The organism is uncultured Methanobrevibacter sp. (genome assembly GCF_900314615.1).
In the GTDB taxonomy this organism is placed as follows: domain Archaea; phylum Methanobacteriota; class Methanobacteria; order Methanobacteriales; family Methanobacteriaceae; genus Methanocatella.
On sequence record NZ_OMWA01000002.1, the window covers coordinates 1 to 24261 of the forward strand.

General features: G+C 31.7%; 7 protein-coding genes. 1 reads left to right on the plus strand and 6 read right to left on the minus strand.

What is annotated here, in order from left to right; genetic code table 11:
• From QZN33_RS00725 to QZN33_RS00735, 3 genes are all read right to left on the minus strand, one after another.
• Window positions 1-6501 (minus strand): right-handed parallel beta-helix repeat-containing protein (locus tag QZN33_RS00725; RefSeq protein ID WP_296788411.1); only part of this gene is annotated, 6501 nt, incomplete at its 3' end.
• Between the two features lie 1196 nt (window positions 6502-7697).
• Window positions 7698-17981, minus strand: coding sequence for a CARDB domain-containing protein (locus QZN33_RS00730; protein ID WP_296788415.1), 10284 nt, complete (start codon window positions 17979-17981; stop codon window positions 7698-7700).
• Window positions 17982-18477: 496 nt separating this feature from the next.
• Window positions 18478-19404: a hypothetical protein gene (locus tag QZN33_RS00735; protein WP_296788418.1), complete on the minus strand. Its 927-nt coding sequence runs from the start codon at window positions 19402-19404 to the stop codon at window positions 18478-18480.
• A 399-nt stretch (window positions 19405-19803) separates the two neighbouring features.
• Between QZN33_RS00735 and QZN33_RS00740 the strand changes: the two genes are divergently transcribed.
• Window positions 19804-20916, plus strand: a complete 1113-nt coding sequence (locus tag QZN33_RS00740) for a radical SAM protein (protein ID WP_296788421.1) — start codon at window positions 19804-19806, stop codon at window positions 20914-20916.
• Between the two features lie 202 nt (window positions 20917-21118).
• Here QZN33_RS00740 and QZN33_RS00745 read toward each other — a convergent pair whose 3' ends face one another.
• From QZN33_RS00745 to QZN33_RS00755, 3 genes are all read right to left on the minus strand, one after another.
• A complete protein-coding gene (locus QZN33_RS00745; protein ID WP_296788426.1) occupies window positions 21119-21721 on the minus strand; it encodes an AAA family ATPase in 603 nt (200 codons plus the stop codon).
• Window positions 21721-22500, minus strand: a complete 780-nt coding sequence (locus QZN33_RS00750; RefSeq protein WP_296788429.1) for a ParA family protein — start codon at window positions 22498-22500, stop codon at window positions 21721-21723. The genes QZN33_RS00745 and QZN33_RS00750 overlap by 1 nt, the downstream gene beginning before the upstream one ends.
• Before the next feature lie 417 nt (window positions 22501-22917).
• Window positions 22918-24219 (minus strand): TrpB-like pyridoxal phosphate-dependent enzyme, encoded by a 1302-nt coding sequence (locus QZN33_RS00755; protein ID WP_296788432.1) that lies wholly within the window; start codon window positions 24217-24219, stop codon window positions 22918-22920.
• Window positions 24220-24261 lie beyond the last annotated feature (42 nt).

Consider the following 24261-nt stretch of genomic DNA (forward strand, 5'->3'; position numbering starts at 1 on the left):
AACTCCACCAACATTAACAACAGTCAAATAATACTCAATAACTTCATTATAATACGGAGCAGTATTATTAACAGTTTTAACTGGTTCAGGAAGAGGAACTAATTTGACAGTAACATTATCTTCATTATTTGTTAAGTTCCAGTCAGTTTCATTGCAAGTAACGTTAGCAGTATTTGTAACATTTACAACACTGGTTATAGTATCCAGTACACGTGAATAGATTTTCAATGTAACGTTAGTACCATTAGCTAAATTACCAATAGTCCAAATACCATTTTCAAAAGTACCGTTACGTGTAGTTCCATTAATTACGACAAATTGAGAAGGTACAAGATCTTTTAAGATAACATTAGTAGCATTAGTACCATTACCCGCATTAGACACAACAATAGTCCAAACAGCAATATCATCTACAAAGTAAACATGTTTATCTGAAGTCTTATTCACAGACAAATCAACGACAGGAACTGGGTAAACAGTCCTATTGGTTGTGTTTTTAGTTCCGTTAGGACCTGTTACAGTTAAATTATTGGTTAAATTACCAAGATATTTAATATTCTTATTATTATTAGTTATATTGTCAATGAATGTACGGTTAGTAATTAAATTACTACCTAAAGCATTGACTTTAACATAAATAGTAATAGTAGCATTTGATTTTCCAGTAATGTTTGTTATAAACCATGTGAGTGATTGATTGTTAACATTAACATATCTTGAAGTTTCATTTGCACCGCTAATTTTATAAGTACCATTGAATACCAAACCATCAGGCAAACAATCAGTAACATTTAAAATACCAGTGTAAATAGTAGTTCCATTGTTTACAACAGTTAAATTGTACTGGATTACATCATGATAATACGGAGTAATATTGCTAACAGTTTTTACAGGATATGGAAGAATAACCACATCTACAGTCTTATTAGCTTTATTGTTAGTGTAATTCCACTCAGTTTCGTTACAGGTTACAGAAACTGTGTGATTAATATCTTTACCCTCACGAATAGCACGGGAATTAATTACCAAAGTAAGTTTAGTGCCGTTAGTAAGGTTTCCGATTGTCCAAATACCAGTTGTTTTATCATAATTTAAACCAGGTGTACAATTAATGAACTCGAAATTGTCAGATGGGAATAAATCTTTTAAAGCAACATTAGTAGCATTAGTACCATTTCCAGCATTGGAAACAGTTATAGTCCAAACAGCAATATCGTCGACAAAGTACTCATCTTTGTCACTGGTAATATTAACTGAAAGATCAACTAGAGGTCTAGGATAAACAGTCTTGTTTGTAGTTTTGTTAGTTCCGTTTGGACCTGTAACAGTTACGTTGTTAGTCAAATTACCAAGATAAGTAATAGTTTTATTATTAGTTAATCCATCAATGACTTCACGATCTGTTATTATGTCGCCCATTTCAACTACTTTAACCCAAAGAGTTATAGTTGCATTCTTACCTGTGATGTTGGTGATTGTCCATGTGAGTTTTTGACCACCATTAACAAATTTAACCTCATCAGCACCTTTAACATTGTAAGTACCGTTGAATTTCAAACCGTCAGGTAAACTGTCAGTAACATTCAAGATATTAGTGTAGGTTCCTTTACCTGTGTTTACAATAGTCAAATTATATTGAATCATGTCATGATAGTAAGGAAGAATGTTAGAAACATCTTTTACTGGATATGGGAGAGGAACAACATTAACTGTTTTATTTGCTTTATTGTTTGTGTAGTTCCATTCAGTCTCATTACATGTTACAGTAGCATTGTGTTTTGCAGTTCCAGTTGCAATAGCAAGGGAATAAACTGTGAAAGTAACATTAGTACCATTAGCTAAATTACCGATATACCAAGTATCTCCAATGAAAGTAGTACCATTAGCTAAAGTACAGTTAATGAATTTGAATTTATCTGACGGGAAGAAGTCTTTCAAAGTAACATTAGTCGCATTAGTACCATTTCCAGCATTTGATACAGTTATTGTCCAAACAGCAATATCATCTACATAATATTCATCTTTGTCACTGGTAATATTTACAGAAAGATCTACAATAGAAACCGGATAAACAGTACAGTTTACAGTCTTATTAGTACCATTAGGACCTACAACAGTCAAATTATTAGTCAAATTACCAACATACTTAACTACAGAGGCATTTAAAGTTAAATTCTTTGAAATAAAAGTACTGTTCCTGATAATCTTATCACCAAGACCTACAACTTTAATTTTAACAACAATTGTAGCATTTCCAGTGATATTTGTCAATATCCAAGTAATTTTTTGACCATCAACAACATATTCAACTGATTTTCCGTCAACAGTTTGGTTAACCACAGAAGCATTAATGACTTTAACAGTTTTATTAAACACTAAACCTTCAGGTAAGCTATCAATAACTGTTAAATTATTTCCATATGTAACATTTCCAGTATTTACGATAGTTAAATTGTACTCAATAACATCATTATAATACGGAGTAATATTTTCAACAGATTTTACCGGATGCGGGAGAGGAATAACTCTAGCTGATGCATTAGCTATATTATTATGTTTATTCCAATCTTCTTCAACACTGGAAATTTCAGCATAATTAGTAACATTACCTTCGACCCTTTCTGCAACACAATTAATTGTTAAAGTTTCGCTTTGACCGACTGCTAATGACTCAATAGTCCATTCATTTGTATCAGGATTAAATCTAGAATCTGAAGCACTTATGAATTTAAATTCAGGTTGTAAAATATCTTTTAAAACCACATTAGTAGCAGTGCAGCAGCCATCATTTTTAACTGTAACTGTGCAAATAACATTTTCACCTATATGATATTCATCCTTATCAGCAGTTTTGTTAGCAACCAAGTTTAATTGTTTTTCCTTATAATCAACTATAATATTATAAGTAATATGATTATCATCAGCCATTGAACGAGAACTTATTTTTAAAGTTACACTTGTATGAGCAGGTAAGTCTCCTATAATCCATTTATCAGCACCAATATCATAGGTACCTTTTGTGGCAGTGTAATTATTAGCTTCAAAATCAATTGGTATCAAATCTGTTAAATTTACATCATGAGCATCAACATCCCCATCATTGGAAACAGTAATAGTCCAGTTAGCAACATCATCAGTATGATATATTTGCTTTTCACTTGTTCTATCAACAGACACCTTAATCTTATTTTCATCGGATTCAACATGGACAATATTGTTCAATCTATCAATAAAGGATTCTGCAATAGAAGTAATTATTAAAGTTTCACTAGTACCGTTGGCCATTTTTGGAATTAACCATTCTCCAGTATGATTATTATATGTACCATTTGTAGCTGTATAATTTACAAATTCAAATTCGGAAGGAAGTAAATCTTTTACAACAACATTGGTTGCGTTGGAAGCATTTCCTGCATTGGAAACTGTTATTGTCCAAACAGCAATATCATCATCAAAGAAGGTAACATTACTACAGGTTTTTACAACTGACAAATCAACGTGAGGTAAAACCCAGAACTTTGTAGAATTTTTAATGTATTTATAGTTCCAATCTTCAGGGTGTTCTGCAGTAACCAAATATTCTCCAACTTGCAAGTCCTCTTTTGGTATGGTTATATAAACATCACCATAAAGGTTTGTACGAAGGCCTTCAAAAGTCCATTCATTTTTATTTGCACCAAGAGGTCCTCTTTTAGAATTTGTACGGATTTTTGGATGTATAACAGTACCATTAGCTAAAGTTACATTAATATTAAGACGTTGGAAATATTCACGATTATCCTGATATAATAAAGTTCCATTTTTACTGTTTTCCACACCATCCACAGGAGACTGGAATGCAGTAGCATTGGTGACTATTTTATCACCTAACGAATTAATATAAGTTACATTTTTAACACGAGTTTCATTGAATGCTGCAGTACTGTGAATAGCATTAAGTATGTTGTCCCCACCGATATGAATAACTTCAATTTCAACATCACTTGTGTTAAGATAACTTTCAACTGGATCAGCAATAACAATTAAAAGATAACTCCATGCTTGATTTTCCTTAAACAAATCATCAACAATGGTTAAATTTTTTCCGTTAGAATAAAATGCAGATCCATTACGAGCACTATTGTGTTCAAAATTATTTCCAATAGAAACAGTATTGCTTCCTTTTACATAAATTGCACCACCAAGACCTGAAAGTTCATCCTTATCATGCGGAATAGCTGTGTTATTTATGAAATTATTTTTCATGAAAGAAGAATAACTTCCATCAATATATACAGCCCCACCTTGATGGGTAACTGTGTTATTTGTGAAATTGGAAGCAATAATTTTTGAAATAGTACCATGAATATAAATACCACCACCATTAGTAGCATTATTAAATTTCAAACCAGTACCATTAATTACCGCATCATTACCATTAATATACATACCAGCACCATCAAAAGCAGTATTGTTATCCAAAGTAGAATTAAATATTATTGAATAATTACCTTTAATATAAATACCACCACCATTAGTAGCATTATTAAATTTCAAACTGGTACCATTGATTGTTGCATTATTACCGCTGATATACATACCAGCACCATCAAAAGCAGTATTGTTATCCAAGGAAGAATTCAATATTTTTGAATAATTACCTTTAATATAAATACCAGCACCATAGCTAGCATTATTATACTTTAAATTAGTGTCATTAATTACAGCATTATTACCTATAATGTAAATAGTACCATTGCCAGCAGTATTGTTATTTAATGTGGAATTATTAATATTTGCCCTGTTTCCTTCAATATAAATACAAGCCCCATTATCAGCAGTGTTATTTATAAATGTGGAATTGAAAATTAAAGCATTATTACCTTTAATAAATACTGTACCGTTAACAGCTTCATGATTATAGAATTTTGTATCATTGACAATAGCTCTTTCACCAACTATATAAATAGCAGAACCGTTTCCGCTTTCAGCTGTATTTGAATCAAAAGTACAATTTAAAATTTTAGTATCATTACCATAAACATATACAGCTCCAGCATCACCGGATGGATTAAACCATACATCTTCATGCTTTAAATAATATTCACCATTTGGATCAGGAATATAATTACCTCCATCTTTTCTATAACGTGGTTGATCTACATATCCCCCTTCAGAAATTTTTTTGTATGCAGCAACACAAAATGAAGAAGATTGACCTGCTATAGTTGCTACATTGTTGGTAAAAGTACAATTTTCTATTGTTACATTATTTCCCTGATAATTTCTACCACTGAATCCATCATGGTCTCCGCTTAAACCACCAACCATTATAGCGGCTCCTTGTCCACCACGATTATTTGTAAAATTTGAATTTCTAACAATTACATTATTATGACTTATACCAATACCTGCAGAATATTCTCCAGTACCAGTACAATTTATAAACTGACAACCATCAATTACCTCTGGATTTTTAATCCATTTTACAGAAGTACTGAAATTTCCGTGAATATAAATCGCAAACCAACGAGAAGTAACATTTATAAATTTAGTATTGGTTATTGTTGAAGAAACATTACCTGAACCCCATTCTGACTCATCAGCAATACATAAAGCACCACCGTGTTGTGCAGAAGAAGTGTTTTCAAATTTACAATCCCTCATATCAATTCCAAAAACAGCTCCTAACTGACCAGAACCGTCATTAACACCATTTGCACCAGGATAAGTTTGATGACAATTAGTAAAGTTACATCCCCAAATGTGTATTGGTTCACCATCCATACAAGAACCTTGCATACCCATGAATTGTGTTTTAGATATACAATTATTTATAGTACAATTTATTACATAACCACTAGCAAAATTAACTAAACCACCAGTAGCATTAATATTTTCAAAAGTAACATTAACCAATTTACAACCTGAAGTACCCCAAGTTTCTCTCCAATTACCTGTGTCTTTTCCATGGAAATTAAATCCATATCCACTAGATAATAAAGTAGCCATTAAATTAGGATTATCTGGAGAACCTCCAAATACCTTTACATTATTGATTTCTAAAATTTCATTATCCCCTGCCTTTATATCACCTGAATACTGAGTATACCAATTAGGATTAATTGCATTAAATGTTTTACCATTAAGATAAATTATTCCACCAGTATTTCTAAATTCCAATATCTTATCAGCAATAGCCTTTGCAGTAGAATCACTATCAAAAGTATAAGTATGAACAGCACCAAGTACGGGTTCATCATTACTGACACCCAATAGTTGAGCATCATTTTTATTCAAAGTTTTACTATCATTAACATCCAAATCTTGCACATTTTCTGATATGCTCAATTTAGAATTATCATTAAAATTCTCATCAACTATACACTCATCTGAAACAGCCAGTATTCCAATTTCATTTCCAATTTCACTCGTAGCATTATCTGCCGCAGCTACAAATGAAAACGATAAAATTATTAAAACTAGCATTAAAATGAAAAACAAATTTCGCTTAACATGCATAATTTTCCTCATTTACAACAAATTTTATATAATTTTGTTTAAATAATCTAATGAAAATTATCCATCTATAGTATAAAAAATATATTTAAAAATTAATGAAAATGTACATAGTACTAATTATAGTTAAGATATTCAATAATATAAAGCTTATGTTTTAATTTTTTTAATAAAAATAGTAATATTTAATAAATTAATAAAAAAGTGAACATTCTAGTAAAATAAGTTATATAAAAATGAGGAAATGTAAAATAATAATATAATAAATAAAATAAATAGCTATTGACAGCCATGTATAAACCAACGGCGTGATTTAAAATAACTGTAATGATCAAATCAATCCATACCAAAATATTCCAATTCAGATATGGGCAATAACCATTTAATTATCATTATATTATATTTTGATTTAAAATCTCCAATATATTTAACTAACTTATGGGATTAGCAAATACATGAAAGATTGAATTATTTTATTTTTAGCACTAAATCAAATCGTGATAAAACACGATTGAAGCTTTGATTAAAAGCTTTTTGATACAAAACGTATCTATTTTCATTTAATTTTTAAAATATCTAAATACTATTTGTACAAATTTTCATTAACACATATGCCTAGTTATATTTTCTACAATCCCAACATATATGCAATTGATATTTTACCTTTTAATAAATATATATGTTATTATTATTTTCTAGATATTTTTCAAAAATATAGGAATAAATATTATTATTTTTTAATATTAAATAAACTAATTATTTAATTATAAAATATTATATCAGTAGTATAAATTTCATGAAAAAAAAATAAATAATTATTTAATAAATTATCCTAATAGTTAAAAATATTTTACAAAAATCCATTAATATCGAATAATGTAAACTATATTTACCATCACAATAACTTCAAAAAATCTATTAAACTAACACATTCCTAATAAATTTTTAAATTTTTCAAAAAAATATACATTTTGTTTAAAATCCCAAAATTAACTAAAAAGCATTTTGAGAATACATTCAACAATATAATTAAGTAAAATAAGACTATAGCTATAATAATTTTAAAAGTTGAATTAATTAAAATAGTATATTTGACAAAATCTATTAAAATAATGATATCTATCTTAAAGTAAAATGATAGTAAATGTCAAGCAAAAAATAAAAAAGTATGGGAAAATTAATTTCCCATCGTGTTTAATTTAATCTTTTCTTCTTAAAGTTACACCAACAATAGCTAATAATGCTAAAAGAACCATTACAATTGGGTTACCAGTAGCATGCATAGTAGGAGTTGAAGGTTCTGAAGGTTCGGAAGGTTCACCTGGAACTACAGGAGGAACATCCGGATCTACAATGACAACAGTGGAACTGTCTTTGTTGTTATCTGGATTTGGATCTGGAGTGCTGCTGTTTACTTCAGCATAGTTTACAGCTTCACCAGCAGATAATGCTCTGAAAGCAACTGTTAATGTTACAGTTTCTCCAGCTTCCATATTTCCAATATACCAGATTCCAGTATTTACGTCAAATAATCCAGTATTAGTGTCACCGGAAATTAACATTGCATCTCCAGCTTTAAGGATATCTTTTACGTAAACTCCAACAGCTTTATCAGGACCATGGTTAATTACAGTAATAGTCCAGATAATTTTATCTCCAACTTTTACTTTGTCTTTATTAGCTACTTTAATAATTTCCAAATCAGCACTACCAGACTTATCCTTAGGAGTAGTAGTTTCCTTATCTCTGTTGTTGGACATATTTGGATCGTATGTGGTACTTGATGCAACAACGATGTTTTCAATCTTACCGCTTGAAACTAAAACTTTAGTAGTTAAAGTTAATGTAGCGATTTCACCATTGTTTAAGTCTCCTACAGTCCAAATGTTGTCTTCAAAGGAACCTTTGCTTCCTCTTGCGGAAACTAATTGTAATCCTTCAGGTAAGTTTTCTTCAACAATTACGTTTAAAGCTTTGTCAGGACCAAGGTTGGTTACAACAACAGTCCAGGTAATTACATCTCCTTTGGAAGGATTTGGATTAGATACTGTTTTGATAACTTTCACATCAGCTTCAGGGTCAACTTCAGTAGTGTCGTTGTCCTCGTTGTTTCCAGGATTTGGATCTGGAGTAGTTGAGTTTGCAACAGCAACGTTAGTAATATTAGCGTTGGTAATATCTACCACAGTAATAATGATTAAACTTGCTTGTGCTTTATTAGCTAAGTCTCCAACAGTCCATACACCAGTATCTTTATCATAATTACCATTAGCTGAGATGAATATTAAACCAGCAGGTAATTTATCAGTAACTTTTACATCTTTTGCAGCACCAGGACCATTGTTAACAACAGTAATAGTCCAGGAAATGATATCTCCTTTGTGAGGATTTGCATCAGATACAACTTTAGTTACTTCTAAGTCTGCAGGTAACTCTTTGTCTACAACAGTAGTGTTGTTAGCTTTGTTGTTGGTTTTATTTGGATCGTAAACATCGTTGGTTACATTTACATTGTTTACTAATGTGGTATCTTCAACATCCACTAAAGTACTAATAGTTAATGTTGCGGATTCACCATTGTTTAATCCAGTGATAAACCAGGTTAAGCTGTTTGAATCGAATAATCCTTTTGAAGTTGTGTGAGCTTTGTAAGTTACACCAGCAGGTAAAGTATCTTTCACATAGATGTTTGAAGCTGCATCAGGACCTTTGTTGGTTACAACAATAGTCCAGGTGACAATTTCACCTTTTTTGGTTGTCTTATTGGATACCAATTTGATAATTTCTAAATCAGCTTCAGGAGGAACATCAGTAGTGTTGTTACCAGGAGTATTATTACCAGGAGTATCAGAAGTTACATTAGCAACATTTCTAATAGTCGCATTGGTAATGTCTACTTGAGTAGTAATAACTAAACTTGCAGATGCACCATTAGCCAAATCACCAACAATCCAGACACCAGTATCTTTATTATAATTACCATCGGATCCGATGTAGATTAATCCAGCAGGCAATTTATCAGTTACTCTTACATTTACAGCTTTATCAGGACCATTGTTAGTCACAGTAATAGTCCAAGTGATAATTTCTCCTTTGTGAGGATTTTTATTTGATACAACTTTAACAACAACCAAATCAGCTTTAGGATCTACATCAGTTGTGTTGTTACCAGGAGTATTGTTACCAGGAGTATCAGAAGTTACATTAGCTACGTTTCTGATAGTAGCATTGGTAATGTTAACTTGAGTTCTGATTATTAAGCTTGCAGATGCACCGTTAGCTAAATCACCAACAGTCCAAACACCAGTAGCAGCATCATAATTACCATTAGCATCAATGAAGATTAATCCAGCAGGTAATTTATCAGTTACACGAGTGTTTACAGCTGCATCAGGACCTTTATTAGTTACAGTAACAGTCCAGGTAATGATTTCACCGAACTTAGGATTCTTATTGGATACAACTTTAACAACAACCAAATCGGCTTTAGGGTCTGAATTAGTAGTGTTGTTACCAGGAGTATTGTTACCAGGAGTATCGGAAGTAGCGTTAGCTACGTTTCTGATAGTTGCATTGGTAATGTTAACTTGGGTTGTAATGACCAATTTTGCAGATGCACCATTAGCCAAATCACCAACAGTCCAAATACCTGTAATTGGGTCATAATCACCATCGGAAGTGATGAAGATTAATCCAGCAGGCAATTTATCAGTTACTCTGGTATTAACAGCAGCATCAGGACCTTTGTTAGTTACAGTAACAGTCCAAGTAATTACTTCACCTGTTTTTACAGTTTGTTTTGAAACTTCTTTAACAACAATTAAGTCAGCTTTAGGATCAACATCAGTAGTGTTGTTTGCTTCATTGTTTGTTTTATTGGAATCAGGAGTGTCACTGGTTACATTAGCAACGTTTCTGATAGTATTGTTAGTAATGTTTACGATAGTGGTTATTACTAAACTTGCAGATTTACCGTTAGCTAAGTCTCCAACAATCCATTCACCAGTATCTTTATTATAGTTACCGTTAGCGCCGTTGAAAATTAATCCAGCAGGCAATTTATCAGTAACTTTTACATTTTTCGCATCAGATGGGCCATTGTTTGTTACAGTAATAGTCCAAGTGATTGTTTCACCGTATTTAGGGTTTTTGTTAGATACAACTTTAACAATTTCTAAATCAGCGTCATCGTTGACAGTAGTAGTATTGTTTCCTTTGTTGTTGTCAGTGTTGTTATCCGGAGTGGATGAATTTGCAACAGCAATGTTTTCAATTGTACCATTTGAAATGTCTACAATAGTTCTTATGAATAATTTGTAGGAATCACCGGATGCCATATCACCAATAATCCAAATACCTCTAGATGGATCATAAAGACCACTTTCAGCATCGTGACCGTTGTAGATTAAACCAGCAGGCAACTCATCAGTCACATTTACACCTATTGCTTTATCAGGACCATGGTTAGTTACAATAATTGTCCAGGTAATTACATCTCCTTTCTTAGGAGTTGCATTGGATACCAATTTGATTACTTCTAAATCAGCAATATCGCCGAAACTAGTAGTGTTGTTAGTACCGTTGGTTCTGTTACCAGGAGTATCACTGGTTACATTTGCAACGTTAACAATAGTCTTGTTGGTAATATTTACAATAGTGGAAATTTCTAATACTTTACTTTCACCGTTAGCCAAATCACCAATAATCCATACACCTGATTCAGGATCATAATTACCGATTTCAGCCTTATGACCGTTGTAAATCAATCCTGCAGGCAACTTATCAGAGACTTTTGTGTTAACAGATACATCAGGACCGTTGTTAGTTACTTTAATTGTCCAAGTAATTTCTTCACCAGTCTTGGTTACATTTGCAGAAACAAATTTCTCTACAACAAGGTCTGCTTTAGGATTTGCTTTGATTGTATCATTGTCATAATTATTGTCAGGGTTAGGGTCGTGAGTTTCAACTGCAAATACAGCAACCTGATTTACCAATGTAATATTTGTAGCATTCACTAAAGTTTTAATGAATAATGTGACTGATTCTCCGACTTGCAATGTTCCCAAGTATCTACCAATAATCTGGTGATAAATTTCATAGGTTTCATCAATGAATATTAATCCTTCTTGAGCAAAATCAATTAAACGGACATCAACCGCTGCATCAGGACCGTGATTTATTACAGTAATGTTCCAAACTACAATATCTCCTTTATTATATGTTGAATTCATAGCTGTTTTTATTACTTCCAAATCAGCTTCTGGGTCAACATTAGTAGTATTGTTAGCTTCGTTGTTGGTTTCATTAGGATCATATACATCATTAGTTACGTTTACAATATTTCTCAAGGTCATGTTGGTAACATTAACCAAAGTAGTTAAAGTTAAATTCTGTGATTCGCCTTTAGCCAATGATTTAATGTACCAGGTCATGTCATTTTGATCGAATATTCCTTTGGTTCTTGAATAACCTGTTAATACTAAACCTTTAGGTAAAGTGTCTTTTACATATACTTCCAATGCATTATCCGGACCTTTATTGGTTACTATAATTGTCCAGGTAATTACATCGCCTTTTTGAGCGGTTTTGTTGGATACCAATTTGATGATTTCAAGGTCAGCTTCAGGGTCAACATCAGTAGTGTTGTTTCCTTTGTTGTTGTCAGTGTTGTTATCTGGAGTAGTGGAGTTTACTACAGCAACATTTGTAATAGTAGCATTAGTAATGTTCACTAAAGTTTTAATGTTTAATACAACTCTAGCACCATTAGTTAAATTACCAATAGTCCAAACACCAGTTTCAGGATTATATTTACCATTTGAATCATCAGTTTGATAGATTAATCCTTTAGGTAATGTATCATTTACATATACATCAACAGCATCATTAGGACCGTTATTAATTACAGTTATTGTCCAAGTAATATTTTCACCGAAGTGAGGTTTTTTGTTGGATACTACTTTAATAACTTCTAAATCAGCTTCAGGTCTAACATTAATTGTATCATTGTCAGTGTTGTTTTCAGGGTTTGGATCGTATGTATCACTATCCACAACAGCAATATTAGTAATGTTAGCATTAGTTACATTCACTAAAGTTCTAATAATTAAAGTAATGCTGGATTGATTTGTCAAATTTCCAATAGTCCAAATACCAGTATTATGATTATATGTTCCATTACCATTATCTGAAATCCAAACTAATCCTTTTGGCAAGGTATCATTTACATATATATCTACAGCATCGTCAGGACCATTATTCTTAACTGTAATAGTCCATGTAATTTCATCATTAAATTTAGGAGTGCTGTTTGATACTGTTTTAATAATACCCAAATCAGCTTCGTGACCTACATCAATAGTAGAATTATCTTCATTGTTTGTTAAGTCAGGATCAGGAGTTTCAGAAGTTACATTTACAGTGTTAGTGATTACTTCTTCGGATACCTCTACAGTAGTTACAATATATAATACTCTGCTTCCACCATTTTCAATGTCGCCAATAGTCCATATATTAGTATCTTTATCATATGTACCGTTACCACTAGCATTAACAAATGTTAAACCATTTGGTAAAATATCAATAGCAAATGCATTTATAGCAGCATCAGGACCTTTATTTACTACAGTAATAATCCATGTAATGTTATCCCCTTTCTTAGGACCGTGATTATCTACAGTCTTATCAATAGCTAAATCAGCCATTGGATCAACATCAGTAGTGTTATTAGCTTCATTGTTTGTAGTATCATTGTCCGGAGTAGTTGAATTTACAACAGCAACATTGGTAATAGTTGCATTGGTAACGTTTACTCTGGTTGTAATAGTCAATGTTACAGTTTTATCAATTCCTAAATCACCAATTTGCCAGATTCCTTGAGCATAATCATATAATCCCACACTAACTTTGTGAGTCATATAAATTAATCCAGCAGGCAAAGTATCATTTACAACAACATTTCTTGCGTTGTTTGGACCGTTATTGTGAACAGTTATAGTCCAGGTAATAACATCCCCATATTTAGGAGTTTTATTTGATACGATTTTTGTAATTTCCAAATCAGCAATAGCCGGTACATCAATAGTTTCATTGTCATAGTTGTTAGTCAAGTTAGTATCATAGGTTGAAGTGGTTACATTTACTTCATTAGTAATTCTACCAGTGTCAACAACTTGAGTAGTAATTGTTAATTCATATCTTACACCAACTTCTAAAGTACCAACATTCCATGTATTTGAAGTGTGACTATAAGTTCCTTTACCTCCAGTTGGAGGGGCATTAGATACATATCTTAATCCATTTGGCAATACATCGGTTACAACTACATTTTTAGCAACATTTGGACCTACATTATAAACTGTAATAGTCCAATTTACATTATCATATTTGTTAGGAGTGAAGTTGCTTACTCTTTTGATTACTTGTACATCAGCTTCAGGAGGTACGACAGTACCGTTTTCAGCACGATTGTTGGAAAGGTCTGGATCTTCTGTATCAGAAGTTACAACAACTGTATTAATAATAGTTTTATCAGTTGTGATAACTTTGGTGTAAACTTCCATATATTGAGTTTCACCAACAGTCATATTACCAATATCCCATCTTCCAGTAACACCTTCGTGGGAAATTTGTCCTTTGGATACATATGGTTGTTTTGTTTGTTGTAAATCGTCAATAGGCAAGTAATCAATTAAAACAACATTTTCAGCTACATTAGGACCGTAATTAGTAACTTTAATAGTCCAGGTAATTTCATCACCATAGCGGGAAGTTTGACTGGATACCAATTTAACTACACCAACGTCAGCTTTGGTAATTACTTCAGTGTAGTCTTCATCAAAGTTGTTTGTTGGATCACCGTCATTTGGTGCATATACAGTAACATTGTTTGTAATGAAACCATCATACACAGTAACTTCAGTGTTGATAGTTAAGGTTACAGATTGATTTTCTGCTAAATCACCAATAGTCCATCTTCCGCTTCCAGGCATATATTCACCTACATCAGCAGTTGAGCCAACATATCTTAATCCTGCAGGTAATTTATCAATTATATATACACCAGTTGCATCGTGAGGACCATTGTTGGTAACTTTAATAGTCCATGTAACAATAGATCCATGAGAAGTGGTTCTATTGGATACAGTTTTTACAACAGTTACATCAGGATAGAATTCAACAGTTTCATTGTCTTCATTGTTTTCTGGAACTGGATCAGGAGTAGTTGAAGTTACATTAGCTGTATTTGTAATGTTTCTACCATAAATAGTTACTCTAGTAGGGATAATTAATTTTACAGGTCTTTCAACTTCTAAAGTACCGATTGTCCAGGTACCAGTATTTCTATTAAATCTTGTTGGATAATCTGGAATAGCAACACCATATTGTTCTAATCCGTATGGCAATATATCTTTTACAACAACATCAGATGCGACACTAGGACCATGGTTGATTACAACAACAGTCCAGTTAATGATATCTCCTTTACTTACTTGAGGAACAGATACTGTTTTGATAATTTCCAAATCAGCATTGTGAGTTACATTAACAGTTGCATTTACTTCAGGTAAATCCCATACGTTCATTGTGTTGTTCCAAAGACCTTCTTCTAAAGCTTTAGCTTTAATAGTTATTTTAGCACGAGTACCAGCAGTAATATTGGTAATATACCAGATTTGCTGATCGCCGTAGTTAATGTATCTAACAAGATCAGCACCTTGCAATTCATATTGACCGAGATATCTAATTCCTTGTGGAAGAGTATCTCTAATTTGAATTACTTGAGTATAATCAGAGCTACCAGTGTTGAATACTCTTAAGTAGTATTCTAAGTTTTCACCAGCAGAAACATTGGTTACATTAGCTTCTTTTGTGTAGTATACATCTACATGAATAGTTTTGTTATCTACATTGTTGGATAAGTTCCAGTCTCTTTCTGCGGAAGTAACATTAACGACATTGTCATAAGTACCTAATTTTGTAGTTAGAACTGTTAATGTTAATGTTTCAGATCCGAGATGTGGTAAGAATCCAATATACCATTCATTATTTACAGAGTCATAAGTTCCTTTAGTAGCAGTATAGCTAACAAATTTCAAAGAATCAGGAAGAATATCTTTTACTCTAACATCTGTTGCATTGGTTCCAACACCACTTACCCTAATGGTAAATGTTGCATTTTCACCAATAATGTATACATCCTTGTCACTTGTTTTTGTTACACTTACATCTACATTAGGAAGAATAGTGAATTTAGTAGAGTTAGAAATATATGTATAAATATCATCGTTAGGGTGCTCTGCATTTACAGTATATATTCCCGGATGGAACTGACCATCAGACATGTTTTCTTTAGTAATTGGGAATGAAACACTACCATACATATTAGTCTTACCAGTGTATTCGAAAACTTTACCATCTTTAAAAGTAATGTTAATGTTTACTACTTGGTCATCCTCACGAGCATCTTGGTAAAGATATTTACCGCCTTGACTGTTTCCAACACCTTTAACAGGGTGAAGTTCTTCAGGAGTTGTGGTTTTAATACCAGTTGGGTATAATTCTGTTGGTTTTAAAGTGTATGTAACATTATAGAAATAAATTTCATAAATACCACGATCATTGTAAATAGCATTAATAAGATTATCACCTGCTACAAGAGTTACATTTACTGCAAATTCCATATCTTCAGACCAGTAAGCCTCAGGAGGTTTAGCTTCAGTAAACAAGAAGTAACTCCATGCCTGGTTGTTTTCAAATAAGTCATCAGTTAACTTTAAGTCATCTCCCCTATTATAAATTGCAGAACCATTACGAGCAGTATTATATTTGAATTTAGAATATGAAATATCATTGTTCTTACCATTAATAAAGATAGCTCCACCTAATCCATAATCTGAATCAGTCGCACTTGGTATAGCATTATTTTCTCTGAATTCTGAATTATAAATTTTAGCATTATCACCAGTAGTGTGAATAGCACCACCATGTCTTGATGCATTGTTGTTGATGAATACAGAATTATCAATATAGGAGTAGTCACCTTCTACATAAATACCTGCACCACCGTGGCTTGCAGTGTTATTTTTAAATTCAGAGTTATTACAAGTGAAGTGGTTACCTTCAATATAAACAGTACCTGATTCAGATTGATGACGAGTAAATATAGAACCGTCAATAGAAGCATAATCACCTTCTACATAAATTGCTGCACCTTTACCTTTTTCAGCAAAGTTATCATCAAATGTACAGTCGATTGCACTGTTATGGTGACCAGTAATATGTACCGCACCACCTTCTTCAGTACCAGTGTTGTTGAAGAAATAACTATTTTTCATAGTGTTATAGTGACCTTGTGAGTTATCACCATCTAAACCATGAGTGATTCCTCCAACCATGAAAGCTGCACCTTGTTTAGCAGTGTTATTTATAAATTTACAATTTTCAACATTTAAATAATCCTGACTGGAACCTAAAGCTCCACCCCATTCAGTTGCTTCACAATTTTTAAATGTACAGTTAATAATATTACTGTGACGATTTGCACTTAAACCGGTTCCGTGTAAATAAACAGCTCCACCTACACCGGAAGTACAATTGTCAAATACACAGTTTGTGATATTTGCAGTATTACCTGGTTCACCTGCCACACAGATTGCACCGGAATGCCTATTTGAAGAACAGTTTATGAAATAACAGTTATTAAAATTAGTTCCATATGAAACAATCATAACTGAATGTTCAAAATCTTTTCCCTGAGGATCTGCAGGCTTTAAAGAATGACAATTAGTAAAATTAACTCCTTCTAACTTAGTATTCCTTATCAGAAAGTCACAGGAGTCATCTGATATTATATTGTCAAATGAAACATTGTTTAATTGACAGTTTCGGATAGTAGTACCACCAGGAGTATGCAGATTAGAGACAGTTAAATTTTCTAAAACACAACCTATGAACTTGAAAGTTGCAGTATAGTTATTGCCGTCCAACTTACCGTTGGCAATTGTTACTGCTTTTTCACATATAATATTTCCACCAAATCCATAAAAAGTATTACCCTGCAAATCAATTATATCTCCATTATTTGCCCGGGCAATAGCATCACGAATATCGGAAAATGCACTTCCAGTAGGATAAATTGTAGCTGCTAAAACATTTTCCTCATTTGAAACCCCTAAAAGGGAACTACCTTTTTTACTCTCTTTTAAAGATTCTTTAGTAGAATCAGTACTTTTTAGATTGTCTGACCCAGATGTGATTTCATTTGTTACAGCCGTATCTTTAGTATCAGACGTTTCTAAATCGATTGTTTCAACTTCCTGAACTGTTGGCTCAGCAACTGAAACAACCTGTTCATGTGGAACTTGAGTTAAATCGCTTGATGTTGCATTTAAATTATTTTCAGCTGCACTGACTGCACCTACAGAAAAGATCATTGCAACAATTAAAGCGACTACTAAAAGTTTCGCATTAAAGTTCATGTTTTTTACCTCAAATATTTTATTTTATTGAAGAAAAAAACCACATACAATATATATTATATTTTTTTATAAAATTAGAATAGATATGAAAGAAGTACATTTCTGCACTAATTATTAATATATATCTTAATAGTATATAAATGTTTGTATTATTTAGAAATAAATTAACTGTTTGATTAAAAAATAGGTATAAAAATTAAACAGAGCTTACGCTGGCATGTGCTAAAAAAGAACCAATATAAAATATACTGTATACCAATATATTTTCTGGAAGAATATATTGAATTAAAATAACTAAATTTGTAACAGCCATGTGAAAATCACTTTACTGATTTAAAATAACTGCCTAGTAATATTTCCTTACATATAAACCAAAATCAACCACATTAATATATCTCAGCCATAAATTTAAAACGATCAATCCGGCATTATAGTTATTTAATCTATATATTATATTTACAATAATTATCAGATAGACCTCTGACAGGGTTAAATTTTATACTAAAAATTCTATTAAACACAGATTACATTGACTATATTCTACAACAAAATCACAAAAAATTCCAGAAGCAATAATAAAATCACCAAAGAAAAAACATTCAACAGATAAAAAGTCACAAAAAGTAGCAGCAAAACAAGGAGATAATTTTATAAAACAAGATTGACCAGCGAAAAAAATTCCTGCATGATTTCCCACTATAGAGTTATCTATACTATATGCAAAATCAGTATTGATATAATTCATACAACTTACAATGTCCTCTAATTCATTAATGTTTACGCCTGAAAATGTAGCTTGGACATCCTGTTTTAATAAAAGATTATTCTTCAACTCCAGTACTTTGTCTATATTACGATTTAAATTCGTTAACTCAGTACTTTCCATTTCAGCAGATAGAATTTGGTTAATTTTTACACAATTAACAATTACTTCATCATCATACTTAGAAATTAAAATTGAACCTTGATTCACAATACTTTCTATTGTTAAGTCTTCAACACTATTTTCATTAATATTATTAAGTATATCATCTACATTTTGAGATGAAATTTCATATTCGACTTCAACAGAAGTATCCTCATTTATTATTTCATGAGTTTCTATAACAGAATTTTCTTCAAATTCTGCAACATTTATTATATTATCTTCATTATCTACTTGAGGTTGACTTTGATCTGAATATTCCGTATCAATTTCATCAAAACCATCATAATCAGAATCCGAAGATATTTCTTCTTGAGCATCTACAACTTGCCAGTTGCCATACTCTTCGACGATGCCCTCATAATCTTGACATTCAATATCAGATGCGGTTTCATATTCCTGATAAAAACTTTCATCTGAATCCATAGCACTAGCTACAGGAATTAATACTAAAACAAACATTAATATAATGGATAATTTTAATATTTTAGATTTCAAGTTCATCATCGACACCTTTCATTTCATTCAATTTTATTCTATATATAATATTGTACAACAATATTTTTCTTCACAGCTATTATTTCATAATGTTAAATTAAAATAATAACTAATGTTATGTAATCTTTTTATCATATATATACTTTACAAAAATAACAAAAAATTCGATTAAAATATACAAATTGATGTCTATTTGATATTTTTTATACAAATTACAATATATCCTGCTTTTTATAAAAATCATGAAAATATAATGAATTGAAATGAAAAGTTTTCAAAGAAATTAAAATAATGTATAAAAAAACTGGATAAAATTCATTATTGTATAAATGTAAAAAATATGAGATATAATATATTGTAAAAATAATTCTTATTTAACAGAACAAATATAGTATTAGTATGAGTACTTTAGAAAAGATGAAAATTCTTACAGATTCCGCACAATATGACTTATGTGATTATGTCAGTCACAATAAGAGCTCACAAATAAATTTACCCGGAATCTATGAAGCTATAGGCCATAACGGATGTAAAATTCCTCTTTTTAAAACACTCCAATCAAATAAATGCAAAAACGATTGCAAGTATTGCATAAACCAGTCTAAAAGAAACTTTACAAGACTGGAACTGTCACCTGAGGAACTTGCAAAGGCATTTCTTGGATATTACAACAGAGGCCTTGTAAACGGTCTATTTTTAAGCTCTGGAATAAGTGATGATGTAGACTCCACAATGGAAAAACAGATTGAAACTGTTCATCTTTTAAGAAAAAAATATGGATATGATGACTACATCCACCTTAAAATTGTACCTGGAGCAAGCAAGGATTCCATTAGAAGGGCAATGGCATTGGCAAATAGAGTAAGTATTAACATTGAAGCTGCAACTCCTTCAGGTCTTGCGGAATTATCATCTACTAAAGACTATAACAAAGATATACTGAGAAGATTATCCTGGATAAATTCTCTACAGCATAAAAGTACAACATATCCAAATTCTACTCATACCACCCAGCTTATTGTCGGTGCAAATGATGAAAGTGACAAGGAGATTTTATCAAGAATGGAAAAAATCTACAAAAAATCCGATCTGAAAAGGACATATTTTTCTGCTTTTACCCCAATTGAAGAAACAGATTTCAGCAATAAAGAGGCATGTTCAACAGACAGGACCGCAAAATTATACAATGCAGACAGTTTACTTAATGATTATCACTACAGCGTAAAGGAACTGGTATTTGATGATAATGATAAGTTATCTCTGAGACAAGATCCGAAGATATTAGCTGCAAAAAATATGGATATATTCCCTGTAGAAGTCAACTCTGCACCATTGATAGAACTGATAAGAGTTCCAGGTATTGGTATAAAATCTGCAAAACAAATAATTTCTATTAGGAAAAAATCACCATTTACGAATAAAGAACAGCTTCGAAAATTAGGTGTTGTAGTAGACAGAGCTGAACCATATATCAAAATAAGCGGACAATATCAAACTACTTTTGATTTTTAGTTTTTATGATAGATTATTTAATGAATGAAGCATATTTATTTTATAATAATTGAGTGTAGATTTGACAATATCAATAGAAAAAAAATAGTAATAATATATTTTATTGAAAATATACAGAGCACAATTTCAACTGTAAAAATCGACAAAAAATATCAAATAGTAATATTATAAAATATAATAAAAAAAAGTAGATTATAAGAAATTAGAATTCTTCAAATAATTTCCATATTTCAGGATATTTTTTAGAAACAGCTTCATCAATTAAAGTGGAAGCTTCTTTAGAAATACTGAATTCAGGTTCAGTTTTACGTAAGTATCTAAATACTGCTGAAGATCTAGCAGACCAAAGTGTAATCCTTGGATTTTTATTTACTATTTCTTTAACTTCATCAACATGAGCCATATTTACTCGGATTTCTGGGACTTCTTGTGATGTTTGTACAGTCTCTTCGCTACTGCTATCGCCAGATAAGTCTTCGGATGTTCCAGTCTCCTCTGAAGTTTCTTCCTCTGTTTCTTCCTCTGAGACCTCTTCTCCGCTTTCTTCACTTCCTTCTGAAGTTGGTTTATCTTCTTCAACATCGTCCTCTTCCTCTATTTCCTCAAAAATATTTTTATCATCACTAGGCTTTTCTTCCTCTTTTGGAGGTTCTTCTTTAGGAGTTTCCGGTTCTTTTGGAGTTTCTTCAGGCTCAGTATCATTTAACATATCTTCTAAAGATGGAGTGGAATTACTATCAAAATTTTCATCATAAATATCCGGGATTAAAGAATCCAATCCTTTTCCAAGACCTTTACGAGGCATTAGATACCCTCCTCATCTCTTTTTAAGATTTCTTTTGCTAATTTTAAATAAGCTTTTGTTCCAGTACTGTCCGGATCATAAATTAAACAAGGTTTTCCAAAACTTGGAGCCTCAGCTAATCTAATATTTCTAGGAATAACAGTTTTAAACAGCAGATTGCTTTCACCAAAATGACTTTTAAGCTCTTTATGTACATCCTTACTAAGTCTGGTTCTCTTATCATATAGAGTTAGGAGAATTCCTTTTATTGGGGTTGGACTTCTAAGTCTCTTTTCAACTAACTGAATAGTATTAATTAAGTCAGCAACACCTTCAAGGGCATAATACTCAGCTTGGATAGGTATTAAAACACTATCGGAAGCTACTAATGCATTGACTGTTATGACACCTAATGAAGGAGGTAAATCGATGAAAACGTAATCAAATAATGGGACAACATCTTTTAGAGTTTCTTTTAAAATTATATGATAATTTTCACGTTTAGAAAGCTCCATTCCTGCTCCACTAAGGGATATATTACTTGGGATAATAAACAAATTTTTAATAAACGTAGGAATTGTTGCTTTTTTAATACTTATATCCCCTATGATAGCATCGTAGATTGTATTTTCTATTTTAGTTTTATCAATCCCGAAACTAGTTGTAGCATTAGCCTGAGGATCCATATCTACAACTAAAACAGATTTTCCCATCACTGCTAGAGATGTTGCAGTATTTACAACAGTTGTTGTTTTACCACAACCCCCTTTTTGATTCATCACCGCAATTACTTCACTCATTCAAGAATTCTCCTATTTCTGATAAGTTTTAAGTTATCAGTTATGATTTATAACTTAAAAATTATATTTTTTAAAGAATAACTTTTCAGTTATCCAGTATAAGTTAAAAGGATTAAGTTATTACTTTTAAATTAAAACTTAAAGGAAATAACTTCTAAGTTCTAACTTCTAAGGGATAGGAATTAAGTTTTAAGTTAAAACTTCAAAGTTATAAAAAATAAGTTTTAAGAAATAACTTATCATAACTAACTTTTAACAAATAAGTTATATTTTATAACTTCTATCTTATAAATTATTCGTTTTCACAAATAAGTTATTAGTTAACACTTGCAAGTTATTAGTTATAACTTATAACATTAAGAAAAAATGATAAGTTATAACTTATAAGTCAAAAATTATAAAAAAAATAAAGAAGGATTATTTAGCGTTTTCCATAGATCCTTCGAAATAGCTAGCATATCCTTTTAAGTCCAACATTCCATGACCTGAGAAGTTCATGACAATGGTTTTTTCCTCACCAGTCTGTTTGCATTTTAATGCTTCATCAATAGCAACTTTAATTGCATGAGTGGTTTCAGGAGCAGGCAATATACCTTCATTACGTGCAAATGTAATACCGGCTTCGAAAACATCTCTTTGATGAGCAGATCTAGGTTCAATATAGCCCTCTTTAGTTAATAGTGATACTAAAGGTGACATACCATGGTATCTTAAACCTCCTGCATGAACAGTAGGAGCAACGAAGTCATGACCTAAGGTAAACATCTTAAGCATTGGAGTAAATCCGCTGACATCACCGAAATCGTATTCATAACTTCCTTTAGTTAATGTAGGACAAGCGCTAGGTTCAACTGCAATAAACTGAGTTTCAGATTCACCGTTAATTTTATCTTTAATAAATGGGAATAAACAACCTGCAAGATTACTTCCACCACCTGCACAAGCAATCATCACATCAGGAGTTTCTTCAGCAATTTCAAGCTGTTTTTTAAGTTCCTGACCGATAATGGTTTGATGAAGCATTACATGGTTCAATACACTACCTAAAGAGTATTTGACTTCATCATTTTCCAGAGCTTCTTCCATAGCTTCAGAAATAGCTACTCCTAAAGAGCCTGGATGGTCTGGATTTTCAGCTAAAATACCTCTGCCTACTTTAGTATTTTCACTTGGAGAAGCATAGACATTACCGTTATAGATATTCATTATATTTTTTCTGTCAGGCTTTTGGTTGAATGATACTTTAACCATATAAACTGTACATTCAATGTCAAGCAAATTACATGCAAGAGATAAAGCCGTACCCCATTGGCCAGCACCGGTTTCAGTAGTTAATCTTTCAACACCCTCTTTTTTAGCAAAATAAGCCTGAGGGATAGCTGAGTTCAACTTATGTGAACCCGTTGGCGAAGTATCTTCACGCTTATAATAGATTTTAGCAGGAGTATTAAGATACTCTTCAAGTTTAGTAGCTCTAAATAATGGAGAAGGTCTGCCCATCTGCATATAAAGTTTTCTTACGTCATTTGGTATTTTAATATATTGATCTTGAGCAAATTCCTGTTCCAAACCTGCTTTTGTAAAAGCCAACTGAAGAGATGCAATCTGATCTTTACCTTCACTATTAATAGGCATAGGAAGTTCAACTGGCAAATCAGCGATAATATTGTACCATTCTTTAGGCACTTCATTAGAGTTTAAAGTAATTTTGTAATCCATAATAATACTAACATCAATGTACTATATAAATCTTTTTTGTAC

Bases quoted from the DNA above. Each gene is read 5' to 3' on its own strand.
- QZN33_RS00740 (WP_296788421.1), top strand. From the start codon at position 19,804: ATGAGTACTTTAGAAAAGATGAAAATTCTTACAGATTCCGCACAATAT.
- QZN33_RS00755 (WP_296788432.1), bottom strand. From the start codon at position 24,219: ATGGATTACAAAATTACTTTAAACTCTAATGAAGTGCCTAAAGAATGG.
- QZN33_RS00730 (WP_296788415.1), bottom strand. From the start codon at position 17,981: ATGAACTTTAATGCGAAACTTTTAGTAGTCGCTTTAATTGTTGCAATG.
- QZN33_RS00750 (WP_296788429.1), bottom strand. From the start codon at position 22,500: ATGAGTGAAGTAATTGCGGTGATGAATCAAAAAGGGGGTTGTGGTAAA.
- QZN33_RS00745 (WP_296788426.1), bottom strand. From the start codon at position 21,721: ATGCCTCGTAAAGGTCTTGGAAAAGGATTGGATTCTTTAATCCCGGAT.